The following is a 13800-nucleotide window of genomic DNA, read 5'->3' on the forward strand; positions in this document are numbered from 1 at the left end:
CAAGCAGGCACTCATCGCATATTGCGACCTTGCGGTCACGCTACGCTCACACCTCCCAGGTAGAGGCACCCGGTCACGCGCACCTCTCCGCCGCGTGACGACTACTCAGCAGAAACGGCTCAAGGCGACGCATGCCCCAGCACACCCCCGGGCCTGAACACGCCGGCACCGCCACAGAGGCACCGGCCCGCACCGAGAACACCGGACTCGGTGCCGGTCGCAGTGCCCTCGACGAGCTGTGGCGGTCCTACAAGGCCACGGGTGACGAGCGGCTGCGCGAACAGCTGATCCTGCACTACTCGCCACTCGTCAAGTACGTCGCCGGGCGGGTCAGCGTCGGGCTGCCCCCCAACGTGGAGCAGGCCGACTTCGTCTCCTCCGGAGTCTTCGGACTCATCGACGCCATCGAGAAATTCGACCCCGAGCGCTCCATCAAGTTCGAGACGTACGCGATCACACGCATCCGCGGAGCGATGATCGACGAACTGCGGGCCCTGGACTGGATCCCCCGGTCCGTGCGGCAGAAAGCACGGGCAGTCGAGCGTGCCTACGCGACGCTGGAAGCGACCCTGCGGCGCAGCCCCTCCGACTCGGAGGTCGCGGCGGAGATGGGCATTCCCCTTGAGGAACTGCACGGCGTGTTCAGTCAGTTGTCCCTCGCCAACGTCGTGGCGCTGGAGGAGCTGCTGCACGCAGGGGGAGAGGGCGGCGACCGGCTCAGCCTCATGGACACCCTGGAGGACACGGCCGCCGACAACCCTGTCGAGGTGGCGGAGGACCGCGAGTTGCGGCGCCTGCTGGCCCGGGCCATCAACACCCTCCCGGACAGGGAGAAGACCGTGGTGACCCTCTACTACTACGAGGGTCTGACGCTGGCGGAGATCGGCCAGGTCCTGGGCGTCACCGAAAGCCGGGTGAGCCAGATCCACACCAAGTCGGTCCTTCAGCTTCGGGCAAAGCTGGCCGACGTCGGTCGCTGATCGGTCCCTCCGTCCGTATGGTGGGGGCGTGCCAAGGATTCGAGCGGCCTCCGTGGCCGAGCACCGGACGATGCAGCGCTCCGCCCTTCTCGACGCTGCCCGTGCACTGCTGTCCGAAGGCGGTACCGACGCTCTGACCTTCCCGGCCCTCGCGCAGCGCACGGGGCTCGCGCGCTCCTCGGTCTACGAGTACTTCCGGTCCCGCGGCGCGGTCGTCGAGGAACTCTGCGCCGTCGACTTTCCCGTGTGGGCGGCCGACGTCGAAGCGGCGATGGCCGAAGCCGAATCGCCTGAGATGAAGATCGAAGCCTACGTACGGCAGCAGCTGGCGCTTGTCGGGGACAGGCGGCACCGGGCGGTCGTTGCGATCTCCGCCGGTGAACTGGACGCCGGAGCACGCGAGAAGATCCGCGCCGCCCACGGAGGGCTCGTCGCCATGGTCGTCGAAGCACTCGCGGCGCTGGGCCACGACCAGCCGCGTCTGGTGGCGATGCTGCTCCAGGGTGTCGTCGACGCGGCGGTACGGCGCACCGAACTCGGTGCAGCGGAGAGCCCGGAAGAGATCACTGAAGCTGCTGTCTCGATGGCTCTCAGCGGCGTCCGCAGCTGACATCGGGCGGCGGACGCACCGGTACTCGGGCTGAGCCCGTGCCTCCCTTGGGCCCGACGCTCAGTCGCAGTGCGGCACTCGTGCGAGCACCGTCCACTGCGGCCAGACCGATTGCCGAGCATCAGGCGCCGTCGCGCCCAGAAGGCAGCACAACCGAGCATCGCGGCGAGTGATATCGCTCCGAGCGCCGGACCTCTCTCGGCAGTGGCGGCCGGAACCATCGCGGCCGTGCGACTCACCACCGGGTGGCGCCCCGCATCCGTCGTCCTGCTCGGTCTCGCAGTGTCTGCCTCGACTTCCGGGTCCGTGTCTGCGTTTGTCCCCGTGGCCGTTCCCGTCTCCGCCTTCGCTTTCGCGTCCCGGCCGGAGTCCGCGCCGGTGGCGGCTCCGGTGCCGGCGGCGTGACCGGGCAGCGGCACCCCGAAGACGGGAAGCAGCCTCGAGGGTCCGCCGCGCAGAAGCGAGAGCGGGTCGAGGTAGCGCTCGCCTCGTCGTGCGCCCCAGTGGAGACAGGCCCTGTCGCAGTGGAACGGTCCGGCCGCCACCCTGCCGACGGTCTGGCCGGACCGCACTAGGTCGCCCTTGTGAACGGAAGGCCGCACAGGCTCGTACGTCATGCGCAGCGGTGGACGTCCGGTGCCTGACAGCTCGACCGAGACCACTCCGCGCCCGGCGACCTTGCCCGCGAACGAGACCCGCCCCGCTGCGACGGCGCGTACCCGGCTGCCTCGCGGAGCCGTGAGATCGACACCGCGATGGCCGGCGGCCCAGGGTTTCGGTGGCGGCTTCCAGCCCCGGAGGACCTGGGGGAGCCCGGCACGTCCCTCCACGGGCCACACCCAGCCGCCGGAACCGTCCCCACCGCGCGGAGCCGCATCCCGCATACCTGCGGTCGCCATGGAGGGCCGCTCCCGCCCTTCCTCCGTATGCGCCCGCGCACTCCGCGCCCCGCCGGCGACCAGCGCGAGTGCGGCGCAGAGCGCGGTGCAAGCCACCAGGTGCACCGTCTCGCGCAGCACAATTCGGCCACCCAGCAGCATGGACAGCACCCCCTTGTCGGTCGACGTATACGCAGAGTCCCGTACCGTGACCGAGCGCGGGGATCTTGCTGAACTTCCGTGGAAAACCAGCCTGTTGTGGACAAGATCATCACTCGTCCGGGCGCGGGGGCGCGGCGTGGCCCCGCAGGCGGAGCTCCTTCGGGTACAGAGGTACAACGGCTCAGAGGCACAACCGAGTGAGTGCGCACCCGCGCGCGCCCAGGTCCCACGCACCCTTCGCGCAGGCCCGCACACCGGCCCGCGCAGCCCCTGCAGGCCCCTGCACCCCGCGCAACGTGCACATACGCCCCTGCGCGGCATGTCCGGCAAGCCGGACTCTCCCGGCCAGGGAGCCGTGGCCCCCTCAGGTCCCGTACACTGCTGGTGGCGGCCCGGTCCACCGGGCTGACTTCGCACGCCTCGCCACCCTCACCCGGTGGCCGCGTATCTCGGTCCCATGAGGGCCCCTCCAAAGGCCCTACGGGCAGCGCGACAGAGGCGTCAGGCAAGCGATGGCCATCCCGGCCAGCGCTGACGACAACCGAGTAACACAAGGAGAACGGCCATGGCCGTCGTCACGATGCGGGAGCTGCTGGAGAGCGGCGTCCACTTCGGGCACCAGACCCGCCGCTGGAACCCGAAGATGAAGCGCTTCATCTTCACCGAGCGCAACGGCATTTACATCATCGACCTGCTCCAGTCGCTGTCGTACATCGACCGTGCCTACGAGTTCGTCAAGGAGACCGTCGCGCACGGCGGCTCCATCATGTTCGTCGGCACCAAGAAGCAGGCCCAGGAGGCCATCGCCGAGCAGGCCACTCGCGTGGGCATGCCCTACGTGAACCAGCGCTGGCTCGGCGGCATGCTGACCAACTTCTCGACCGTCTACAAGCGTCTCCAGCGGCTGAAGGAGCTGGAGCAGATCGACTTCGAGGATGTGGCCGCCTCCGGCCTCACCAAGAAGGAGCTGCTCGTCCTCTCCCGCGAGAAGGCAAAGCTGGAGAAGACCCTCGGCGGTATCCGCGAGATGCAGAAGGTGCCCAGCGCCGTCTGGATCGTGGACACCAAGAAGGAGCACATCGCGGTAGGCGAGGCGCGGAAGCTCAACATCCCCGTCGTCGCGATCCTGGACACCAACTGCGACCCGGACGAGGTCGACTACAAGATCCCGGGCAACGACGACGCGATCCGCTCCGTCACGCTTCTCACCCGCGTGATCGCCGACGCCGCCGCTGAGGGCCTCATCGCCCGCTCCGGCGCCGCCGAGGCGGCCAAGGGCGGCGACAAGACCGCCGAGCCGCTCGCCGAGTGGGAGCGTGAGCTCCTGGAGGGCGAGAAGAGCGAGGACGAGGGCAAGGCCGAGGCCAAGGAAGACGAGAAGGCCGCCGAGCCCAAGGAAGACGAGAAGGCCGCCGAGCCCAAGGAAGACGAGAAGGCTGCCGAGGCCAAGGCCGAGGAGAAGCCGTCCGACGACTCCGAGTCGAAGACCGCCGAGAACGCCTGACGTCATTCGGGGTGCGGCGGGTGGGGCCCCGCCGCCGTCCGCCGCACCCCGGTGACCATTCCCGACGGCCGTTCGGAAGAGACGCAGACGCACCACGCGACTCCGCCCCACTGCACGACGGTGAACCGGTGATGTCCCGGACCGGCCTCGAAGAGACCTCAAGAAGGACGAGCTCCGCCGCCCCCGCGCCCCGATGCGCGGAGCGCGAGGCGGAGCCTGGTCACAGAAGGAAACCAAGCATGGCGAACTACACCGCCGCCGACGTCAAGAAGCTCCGTGAGCTCACCGGCGCCGGCATGATGGACTGCAAGAAGGCCCTGGAGGAGTCCGAGGGCGACGTCGACAAGGCCGTAGAGGTCCTGCGCGTCAAGGGCCAGAAGGGCGTGGCCAAGCGCGAAAGCCGCACCGCTTCGAACGGTGCGCTTGTCTCCCGTATCGCCGACGACAAGAGCTCCGGCGTGCTCGTGGAGCTCAAGTGCGAGACGGACTTCGTCGCGAAGGGTGAGAAGTTCCTCGCGGTCGCCGATGCCATCGCCGGGCACGTCGCCGCGACTTCCCCCGCCGACACCCCGGCGCTGCTCGCCTCGGAGATCGAGCCGGGCAAGACCGTGCAGGCGTACGTGGACGAGGCCAACGCCAACCTCGGCGAGAAGATCGTCCTGGACCGCTTCGCCTCGTACTCCGGCGCCTTCGTCGCCTCCTACCTGCACCGCACGAGCCCGGACCTGCCCCCGCAGGTCGGCGTGCTCGTCGAGCTAGACAAGGAGAACGCGGAGGTCGCCAAGGACGTCGCGCAGCACATCGCCGCCTTCGCGCCGAAGTTCCTCACCCGCGAGGAGATCCCGGCCGAGACCGTCGAGAACGAGCGCCGCATCGCCGAGGAGACCGCGCGCGAGGAGGGCAAGCCGGAGCAGGCGCTGCCCAAGATCGTCGAGGGTCGCGTCACGGGTTTCTTCAAGGAGAACACCCTCCTCGACCAGCCCTTCGCCAAGGACAACAAGAAGAGCGTCCAGAAGGTTCTGGAAGAGGCCGGCGTCACGCTGAAGCACTTCGCGCGTTTCCGCGTCGGCGCCTGAGGTACCGGCCCCGTAATGCGTGCCGACGCGTGGCGCACGCGAACGGTACGCGCCCGATAAGGTCGGGCACAGGGCAGTTGTGACGAGGAGGCCATTGCCGCATCAGGGATTTCGAAGATCCGACGGCAGTGGCCTCCTTCGTATGTGCACGAGGAGAGTTCATGAGCAAGGACAGCGATACATCCGACACAGGCAGGACCAGCCGCAGCGGCCGCAAGCGTTTCCTGCTCAAGCTCTCCGGTGAGGCGTTCGCCGGCGGCGGTGGGCTCGGCGTCGATCCCGACATCGTGCACAAGATGGCCCACGAGATTGCGTCCGTCGTACGCGACGGGGCGGAGCTCGCCGTGGTCATCGGCGGCGGCAACTTCTTCCGCGGCGCCCAGTTGCAGGTGCGCGGCATGGACCGTGCGCGCTCCGACTACATGGGGATGCTCGGCACGGTCATGAACTGCCTGGCGCTGCAGGACTTCCTGGAGAAGGAAGGCATCGACTCCCGCGTCCAGACGGCGATCACCATGGGGCAGGTCGCGGAGCCGTACATTCCGCTGCGCGCGGTGCGGCACCTGGAGAAGGGCCGGGTCGTCATCTTCGGCGCCGGTATGGGCATGCCGTACTTCTCGACCGACACCACCGCCGCGCAGCGCGCCCTCGAGATCCACGCCGAGGCCCTGCTCATGGGCAAGAACGGTGTGGACGGCGTCTACGACTCGGACCCCGCGAAGAACCCGGACGCGGTGAAGTTCGACGCCCTCGAGTATGCCGAGGTCATCACGCGCGATCTGAAGGTCGCCGACGCCACGGCCGTCACGCTCTGCCGGGACAACAAACTGCCGATCCTCGTCTTCGAGTTGCTCGCGGAGGGCAATATCGCGCGAGCGGTGAAGGGTGAGAAGATCGGCACCCTGGTGAGCAACCAGGGCACGAGAGGCTGACGTTCGGGATTCGGCGGCTGCCCCGGCGCGCTCGGTGCCCGTCGGGTGACTCACCGTCGAACGAACGGCTCGACACGGGGTGGACAACCGCCTGCCGGTCGGACACCGTGCAGGAAACAGGGCTTATCCGCAGAGCTCATTCAAGGAAACCAGGAGCACGTGGTGATCGAAGAGACCCTCCTCGAAGCCGAGGAGAAGATGGAGAAGGCGGTCGTGGTCGCCAAGGAGGACTTCGCTGCGATCCGCACCGGCCGTGCGCACCCGGCGATGTTCAACAAGATCGTGGCGGAGTACTACGGCACGATGACGCCGATCAACCAGCTGGCATCGTTCTCGGTTCCGGAGCCGCGGATGGCGGTGGTGACGCCGTTCGACAAGAGCGCGCTGCGCAACATCGAGACGGCGATCCGCGACTCCGACCTCGGCGTCAATCCGTCGAACGACGGCAATATCATCCGGGTGACGTTCCCCGAGCTGACCGAGGAGCGCCGCAGGGAGTTCATCAAGGTCGCCAAGGGCAAGGCCGAAGACGCGAAGATCTCCATCCGCAGCGTCCGCCGCAAGGCCAAGGAGTCCTTCGAGGCCGCCATCAAGGACGGCGACGTGGGCGAGGACGAGGGCCGCCGGGCGGAGAAGGAGCTCGACGACACCACCTCGAAGTACCAAGGACAGATCGACGAGCTGCTCAAGCACAAGGAAGCCGAGCTGCTCGAGGTCTGAGGTCCCCGCGCGCGGGGCTGTCCGAGATCCGTCCGAGGTCCGAGGTCTGAGGCTGCAATCTGTGAACGACTCATCGTGGGGAGCCCCGCCGCCCCGTACCGGATTCCCGGGCGCACCCGACCAGGGACGCGCGACGTCCGGGAGCGCCTTCCAGCCCGGCACGGGTGAACTTCCCGCGCACGGGACCGGTGGCGTGCCGCAGACTCGGCATATGCCCATCGTGTCCGACCCGGGCGGCCCTGGCGGCGGCCAGGGCGGATCCGGTCAAGGCGGTTCCCACGGCTCCGGCGCCGCCGGCAGCCGCGACGGCAACGGCGGCGGACGGCCCGGCCCGGGCGACTCCGACCCCGGCCCGGCCCCGCTGGGCGGCAAGAAGCGGGCCGGACGTGACCTGCGTGCAGCGATAGGAGTCGGCGTCGGACTGGGCGCCGTCATCCTCGCCTCTCTCTTCCTCTACAAGCCCGTCTTCCTCGGCGTGGTCGTCGTCGCGGTCGTCGTCGGCCTGTGGGAGCTGACCTCACGGCTCAGCGAGCGCAAGGAGATCCAGGCACCGCTCGTGCCGCTCGGCGTGGGCGGCGCCGCCATGGTGATCGCGGGATATCTGCGCGGCCCCGAGGGCGCGTGGGTGGTCATGGCGCTGACCACGCTGGCAGTGCTCGTCTGGCGGATGACCGAGTCTCCCGAGGAATACCTGCGGGACGTCACGGCGGCCGTCTTCGCCACGTTCTACGTGCCGTTCCTGGCCACGTTCGTCGCGCTCATGCTCGCCGCCGACGACGGTCCATGGCGGGTTCTGACGTTCCTGCTGCTGACGGTCGTCAGCGACACCGGCGCATACGCCGTGGGCTGGCGCTTCGGCACCCACAAGCTCGCACCGAACATCAGCCCCGGCAAGACGCGCGAGGGACTGGGCGGAGCGATCGCCTGCTGCATGGCGGCGGGGGCGCTGTGCATGCAGTTCCTGGTCGACGGCGGCAGTTGGTGGCAGGGCCTGCTGCTCGGCTGCGCGGTGGCAGTCACCGCCACGCTGGGCGATCTGGGCGAGTCCATGATGAAGCGCGACCTCGGCATCAAGGACATGGGCACGCTGCTCCCCGGGCACGGCGGCATCATGGACCGGCTGGACTCGCTCCTCCCGACGGCCCCTGTCGTCTGGCTGCTCTTCGTCGCCTTCGTCGGCGGCGGCTGACGCGGGGGACCGGCCCGGGGGTCGCCCGCTGGGGCAGCCGGCCCCGGTTGCCCGGATACGGCACTGCGACGATCTTCATCAGCGAAGCCTCCCTCGGCCGGCGAAAGGGCACGGGTGCCGGTACGGCCACGGCGTCTCCGGCGTCCGTGCAGGACGGCGCCGAGTACCCGGAAGAACGGACGGAAGCCGGAGCAGGCCGCCCGCAGCCTGGCGGGTCGGCGTCGGACGGTTCGCAGCCGCGCTTGGCGTGCGGTGCACGGCTGTTTGATCCCGAACGGGGGCCCCGGTTCAGCTGTGGCGCTCGTTGAGCCGGGCGTCGAGGGTGTCGGGATGGTCCTCACCCAGTACGCGGGCGCGATCCCGGGCGACCTTGGCGAACAGGTGGGCTGCTTCGGCGCGTTGGCCTGTGGCGGCAAGGTTGGTCGCGTGGTTGTGCCGGGCGGTCAGGGTGTCGGGATGGTCGTCGCCCAGTACGCGGGCGTAGTCCTGGGCGACCTTGGCGAACAGGGCGGCCGCTTCGGCATGCTCGCCGGCGGACGCGAGGATGCTCGCGTGGTTGTGCCGGGCCTTCAGGGTGCCGGGGTGGTCGGCGCCTGGTACGCGGGCGCGGCCCTGATGGAACTGGTGGGCCACTTCGGCAGACCGGTGGGCGGCTTCGGCACGTACGCCTGAAGCGCTGGGCGCGTCTACTCGTCTCTCTCCGGCGTCATGTGCCTTGAGCGCGGGTGGCTGAGCACCGTGCGGCATCTGCGCGGGTGCGTGAGGACTGGGTGGCGGCTCCGACAGCACAGTGCGCAGGCGGTCGCGGACCTCGCGAGCGTCTCGGGGACGCCCTTTGGGATCTTTGGCAAGGAGCTCCAGGACGAGGTCGTCCAAGGCCGGTGGAACACTGCCCCGATGAGCGCTGGGAGGTTGCGGCACGGTGCGGGCGTGGGCGGCCAGTACCGCCCAATAGCCGTTGGGCGTGAATGGGGGGCGCCCGGTCAGGAGGGCGTACAACAGGCAGCCCAATGCGTAAAGGTCGGTACGGCCGTCGAGCGCTGTGTCGCCCTGAGCCTGTTCGGGCGCCATGTAAGCGGGGGAGCCCACCAGGCGCCCCTGGGTGGTGATCCGACTGCGCTCACCGTCGATGTAGGCAGCGATGCCGAAGTCCACGACCTTGACGCTGCCGCTGCCCGAGCGCGGGCGAGCAAGCATGACGTTGCTGGGCTTGATGTCGCGGTGGATGATTCCCTCGTCGTGTGCCGCGGCGAGAGCGTCACAGACCTGCGCGCTCCAATCGACCGCACGGGCCACCGTCAGGGTCGGCGGCTGGGTGACCAGATCGGTGAGGCAGGGGCCCATGACGTGCTCCATCACCACGTAGGGGATGTTGCGGCCATGGGCATCGAGACTGTGACCGCAGTCGTAGATGGAGACGATCTGCGGGTGTCCCGAGAGCCGTGCGGTGATCTTCGCCTCGCGTTGGAAGCGGGCTTCTGAGGCGGAGTCGTCCGTCGTCGCGGCGTGATGGAGCACCTTGACCGCCACCGGCCGGTCGAGGCGCACATCCCGTGCGAACCAAACCGTGCCCGCGCCGCCTGATCCCAGCGGCTCGTCCAGCCGGTAGCGCTCTGCCAGTAGCGTTCCGTGCATCTACTCCCCCAGTGGCCTGCGCGTCGCCTTCGTCGAGGCGAGCGCCGTCCGGGCCGCGCGGTGGCACCACAGCATGGTGATCAGCGCGGGGAGCAGCAACTCCTCGTACGTCGCATGAGCCCTATCCGCACGGCAACTCATTGCCGGCTGCCTGCCTTCTGGCGCGCCGCGCCCCCGGAACCACGGCAACCCCCCATTGCTGTCATCAACCGTGCTGCCGCTTCCCCGTGTTGAGGGCACCGGCGGGCAGATCCCCCTGCAACTCCCCCTCATTCGCCCTACTCTCCTGCCGTGGGCATCCGACGCATCGGGGATGCGAATCACATCCTGAAACGTACACAGTGTCACTGACGGGCAGTCATGAACGCAATTGGTCGGTAGTCAGAGGTAAGTCCTGGTCAATTTGCCCCGCATTGCGGGCATGGGGCGCGACTCATGCCAACTGGTTGGGCTCCATGGAGAAGAAGCACACGTTCGCGACGCTCTTCATCCTGCTGGACAGCATTTGCAGGTGGTCTTCACGGATCTTGAGGAACACCTCATGCCGGGTCATGCCTGGCGGCGGCACATATGTGCCCGAGTACGACACGACATGCGTGTGGCCGGCGAAGCTGATGATGTAGCAGTACTCCGTGGACGACTGTTGTTGCAACGCGCTTGTTCCTCTCGTGACCTGTCCTCCGCACGCCGCGGGGCGGAACGCTTCTCGAACACAGGACGGAGTCCGAGCCCCTGCGGTTTCGTGTGTGGAGTACCTCCGCACTGGGCGCGGTCACTTCACAGGACGCAACACCACTCACGGCAGTCTGACGGCGACACCAACCAACGCCAGGGACACAGCGGTAATTCACGATGTGTCAACTTGGTTCGTTGCCGGGCAGAGATCCTGGCCTGCCCCGACTGATGGCCTTGCCTGAAAGCGGGCGCGGTGTCAGGCCAGCAGCGAAGTACAGCAACTCCCAGCACCAGCCGGGACGGAGCCACGGATCAGAAGGCCGGGGAACTGGCTTACGGCCACGTGTTCGCGTACTCGTCGAAGTCAGGGCTTTGCACCGGCACCACGCAGAAGACAAGCCCCGTGGGGTCTCGAAGTTGTACGCAGCCGTCATGCTCACTCAGCTTCGTGGCACCGAGTTCCTCGACACGAGCCACCTCGGCGGCGGGGTCGTCGGTCTCCACGTCGAGGTGCATTCGCGGCGGCCCGTCCTGCAGGCGCTGATGTGCGAGCACCTGCCCAGCCCCGAGCGGTGCGAGCACCGTGAACGGCGTCCCTGGCTCCGGCTGCGGCTCCCGCCCGATCACTGCCCCCCAGAAGGCGACCCCCGCATCCGCGACATCGGGGGGAGAGTCGATCAGCACGACATGTAAACGGCTCCGATGCATGAACCAATCATCGCGCTCCAACGTGCTTCTCGCCCAGATTCAACAGCCCTCCGGGCCGTCCCCGTGCCGCGCAAGGTCGGACGTCGCTGACAGCCGACGCCCGATGGTGACCCGCCCCACCCCGCTCTGGCCTGGGCCACCCTCACCCGTCTGCGACACTGGTACAGCTATGCCGAAGCCCGGAGAACTGACCTTCGTCGCGCCGCGGGGGGCCGCGAGGCCGCCGCGGCATCTTGCCGATCTCACGCCCGCCGAGCGCCGTGAGGCCGTGGCCGGGACGGGCGAGAAGCCCTTCCGTGCCAAGCAGCTCTCGCAGCACTACTTCTCCCGGCTCGCTCACGACCCCGAGCAGTGGACGGACATCCCGGCCGCCGCGCGCGAGAAGCTCGCCGCGGAGCTGTTGCCGGACCTGATGAGCGTGGTGCGGCACATCAGCTGCGATGAGGGCATGACCCGCAAGACGCTGTGGAAGCTGCACGACGGCACGCTCGTGGAGTCGGTCCTGATGCGCTACCCGGACCGGGTCACGATGTGCATCAGCTCGCAGGCGGGCTGCGGCATGAACTGCCCGTTCTGCGCCACCGGTCAGGCCGGTCTCGACCGGAATCTGTCGACCGCGGAGATCGTCCACCAGATCGTCGACGGCGTGCGCGCGCTGCGTGACGGCGAGGTTCCGGGGGGCCCGGGCCAGGCGGAAGGCTCGGTCGGAAGTCCGGCACGGCTGTCGAACATCGTCTTCATGGGCATGGGCGAGCCGCTCGCCAACTACAAGCGCGTCGTGGGCGCGGTCCGCCGGCTGACCGACCCGGAGCCCGACGGGCTGGGACTCTCGCAGCGTGGGATCACCGTCTCGACCGTGGGGCTGGTCCCGGCGATGCTCCGATTCGCCGACGAGGGCTTCAAGTGCCGTCTGGCGGTCTCGCTCCACGCGCCGGACGACGAGTTGCGCGACACCCTCGTCCCCGTGAACACCCGCTGGAAGGTCCGCGAGGTACTGGACGCCGCCTGGGAGTACGCGGCGAAGTCCTCGCGCCGCGTCTCCATCGAGTACGCGCTGATCAAGGACATCAACGACCAGGCGTGGCGCGCGGATCTGCTGGGCCGGCTGCTCAAGGGCAAGCCCGTGCACGTCAATCTGATTCCGCTCAACCCGACTCCGGGTTCCAAGTGGACGGCGTCGCGTCCCGAGGACGAGGCCGCGTTCGTGCAGGCCCTGGAGGCACACGGGGTGCCGGTGACCGTTCGGGACACCCGCGGCCAGGAGATCGACGGCGCCTGCGGGCAGTTGGCGGCGACGGAACGCTGAGTCGGCCCAGCCGGTCCGTGTCACCCCGTCGGGCCGTCCCGCTCGTCCCTGCCCGCTCGGCCGGGAGTGCGGGCCCGCGACCCGCGCGGGAGCGGCTGGTAATCTTCGACGCGCGCCTTGTCGCAGGCACATCAAGCGACAAGATCCGCACACACACCAGACCGACAGGGGAGCGCACACAGCGCTGAGAGTGCGGTTGCACGTACACCCCGCGAGGCGCCGAGCGGCGTCCGCGACCAGGTGCACGTACGGCCCGCAGACCCTTGAACCTCGCCCGGGTCATGCCGGGTAGGAAGTCGATGAGCCCTATGAGCAAGCATGTGCTGCGCGCGGCTGCAGCCGCCACCGTCCTCGTCCTCACAGGCGCACTCGCCGCCTGCGGCGGTTCAGGACAGGGCGACGACGGCAAGACCGTCACCCTCGTCACCCATGACTCCTTCGCTGTCTCCAAGCCGGTGCTGAAGGAGTTCACGAAGCGGACCGGTTACAAGGTGAAGGTGCTGCGGGGCGGCGACGCGGGCGCGGCCGTGAACCAGGCGGTGCTCAACAAGGGCAATCCGCAGGGCGACGTCTTCTTTGGCGTCGACAACACCCTTCTCTCACGGGCCGTCGACAAGGGCGTCTTCGCTCCGTACAAGGCTGAGCGCCTCGGCCACGTACCCGCGAAGCTGCAGCTCGACGGGGAGCGGCACCGCGTCACGCCCGTCGACTACGGCGAGATATGTGTCAACTTCGACCGCGGCTGGTTCGAGAAGCGGGACCAGGCTCCGCCCGAGTCGCTGGACGACCTCGCCGACCCCGAGTACAAGAACCTCCTCGTCACCCCGAACGCCGCGACCTCCTCGCCCGGGTTGGGCTTTCTGCTCGCCACCGTGGAGAAGTACGGGGACGGCGGCTGGAAGGACTACTGGAAGAGGCTGCGGGCCAACGGCGTCGAAGTGGTGGACGGCTGGGAGCAGGCGTACAACGACCGGTTCAGCGGCTCGGCCGGCGGCAAGGGCAAGGGCGACCGGCCCCTCGTCGTCTCCTACGCCTCCAGCCCTCCTGCCGAGGTCCTGGGCAAGAAGCCGCTGCCGGAGAAGGCCCCGACGGGCATCGCTGAGCGGACGTGCTTCCAGCAGACCGAGTTCGCCGGACTGCTGGACGGTGCACGCAACACCAAGGGCGGCAAGGCCCTGATGGACTACATGCTCAGCAGGACGTTCCAGGAGGACATGCCGCTGCAGATGTTCGTCAACCCGGCCCGTGAGGACGCCGAGTTGCCCGAGGTGTTCACGAAGTACGGCCGAGGTGCAGGGGAAGCGGCCACCATGGACCCGGCGAGGATCGACGAGCACCGCGAAGGCTGGATCAAGTCGTGGACGTCACTCGTCGTGAAGTGACGCGCGAACGAGCCCGTCCAAAGGGGGAGTTCGCCGCACCGGC

The 13800-nt window shown here is 68.6% G+C and carries 13 protein-coding genes and 1 pseudogene; 9 read left to right on the plus strand and 5 right to left on the minus strand.

Translation table 11 applies throughout. The annotated features are described in order from the left end of the window. Positions 1-131: 131 nt before the first annotated feature. Both whiG and I004_RS0110305 read left to right on the plus strand, forming a co-directional pair. On the plus strand, positions 132-980 hold the full coding sequence (whiG, locus tag I004_RS0110300; protein ID WP_028435418.1) for an RNA polymerase sigma factor WhiG: 849 nt from the start codon (positions 132-134) through the stop codon (positions 978-980). Between the two features lie 70 nt (positions 981-1050). Then, positions 1051-1590, plus strand: coding sequence for a TetR family transcriptional regulator (locus tag I004_RS0110305; RefSeq protein WP_037975753.1), 540 nt, complete (start codon positions 1051-1053; stop codon positions 1588-1590). A gap of 527 nt (positions 1591-2117) precedes the next feature. Here the strand turns inward: I004_RS0110305 and I004_RS40230 are convergent. After that, a pseudogene (locus I004_RS40230) lies at positions 2118-2951 on the minus strand (murein hydrolase activator EnvC family protein); the annotation flags it as partial. 244 nt (positions 2952-3195) lie between these two features. Between I004_RS40230 and rpsB the strand changes: the two are divergent. The 5 genes from rpsB to I004_RS0110330 all read left to right on the plus strand — a co-directional run bounded on the left by rpsB (position 3196) and on the right by I004_RS0110330 (position 8051). Beyond that, on the plus strand, positions 3196-4134 hold the full coding sequence (rpsB, locus tag I004_RS0110310) for a 30S ribosomal protein S2 (protein ID WP_028435420.1): 939 nt from the start codon (positions 3196-3198) through the stop codon (positions 4132-4134). Between the two features lie 239 nt (positions 4135-4373). Further along, positions 4374-5210 (plus strand): translation elongation factor Ts, encoded by an 837-nt coding sequence (gene tsf, locus I004_RS0110315; protein ID WP_028435421.1) that lies wholly within the window; start codon positions 4374-4376, stop codon positions 5208-5210. A gap of 161 nt (positions 5211-5371) precedes the next feature. Beyond that, positions 5372-6142, plus strand: a complete 771-nt coding sequence (gene pyrH, locus I004_RS0110320; RefSeq protein ID WP_028435422.1) for a UMP kinase — start codon at positions 5372-5374, stop codon at positions 6140-6142. A gap of 162 nt (positions 6143-6304) precedes the next feature. Next, the gene (gene frr, locus I004_RS0110325; RefSeq protein ID WP_028435423.1) at positions 6305-6862 is read left to right on the plus strand and encodes a ribosome recycling factor; all 558 of its coding nucleotides are present in this window, start codon (positions 6305-6307) and stop codon (positions 6860-6862) included. Positions 6863-6923: 61 nt separating this feature from the next. After that, positions 6924-8051, plus strand: a complete 1128-nt coding sequence (locus tag I004_RS0110330; protein ID WP_028435424.1) for a phosphatidate cytidylyltransferase — start codon at positions 6924-6926, stop codon at positions 8049-8051. Between the two features lie 288 nt (positions 8052-8339). On the opposite strand, the gene I004_RS33265 is transcribed toward I004_RS0110330, so the two are convergent. From I004_RS33265 to I004_RS0110350, 4 genes are all read right to left on the minus strand, one after another. After that, the gene (locus I004_RS33265) at positions 8340-9686 is read right to left on the minus strand and encodes a serine/threonine-protein kinase (RefSeq protein ID WP_051344900.1); all 1347 of its coding nucleotides are present in this window, start codon (positions 9684-9686) and stop codon (positions 8340-8342) included. Then, positions 9687-9827, minus strand: coding sequence for a hypothetical protein (locus tag I004_RS39435; protein WP_158677022.1), 141 nt, complete (start codon positions 9825-9827; stop codon positions 9687-9689). Positions 9828-10119: 292 nt separating this feature from the next. Next, on the minus strand, positions 10120-10338 hold the full coding sequence (locus I004_RS0110345) for a hypothetical protein (protein WP_028435425.1): 219 nt from the start codon (positions 10336-10338) through the stop codon (positions 10120-10122). Between the two features lie 356 nt (positions 10339-10694). Then, positions 10695-11069 carry a VOC family protein gene (locus I004_RS0110350; RefSeq protein WP_028435426.1) on the minus strand — a complete coding sequence of 125 codons (375 nt, stop codon included), beginning with the start codon at positions 11067-11069 and terminating at the stop codon, positions 10695-10697. Between the two features lie 169 nt (positions 11070-11238). On the opposite strand from I004_RS0110350, the gene rlmN reads away from it, so the two are divergent. After that, the gene (gene rlmN, locus I004_RS0110355; RefSeq protein WP_028435427.1) at positions 11239-12375 is read left to right on the plus strand and encodes a dual-specificity RNA methyltransferase RlmN; all 1137 of its coding nucleotides are present in this window, start codon (positions 11239-11241) and stop codon (positions 12373-12375) included. 308 nt (positions 12376-12683) lie between these two features. Then, positions 12684-13757, plus strand: a complete 1074-nt coding sequence (locus I004_RS0110360; RefSeq protein ID WP_028435428.1) for a thiamine ABC transporter substrate-binding protein — start codon at positions 12684-12686, stop codon at positions 13755-13757. Positions 13758-13800: the final 43 nt, after the last annotated feature.

The sequence above is a fragment of the Streptomyces sp. TAA486 genome (genome assembly GCF_000426165.1).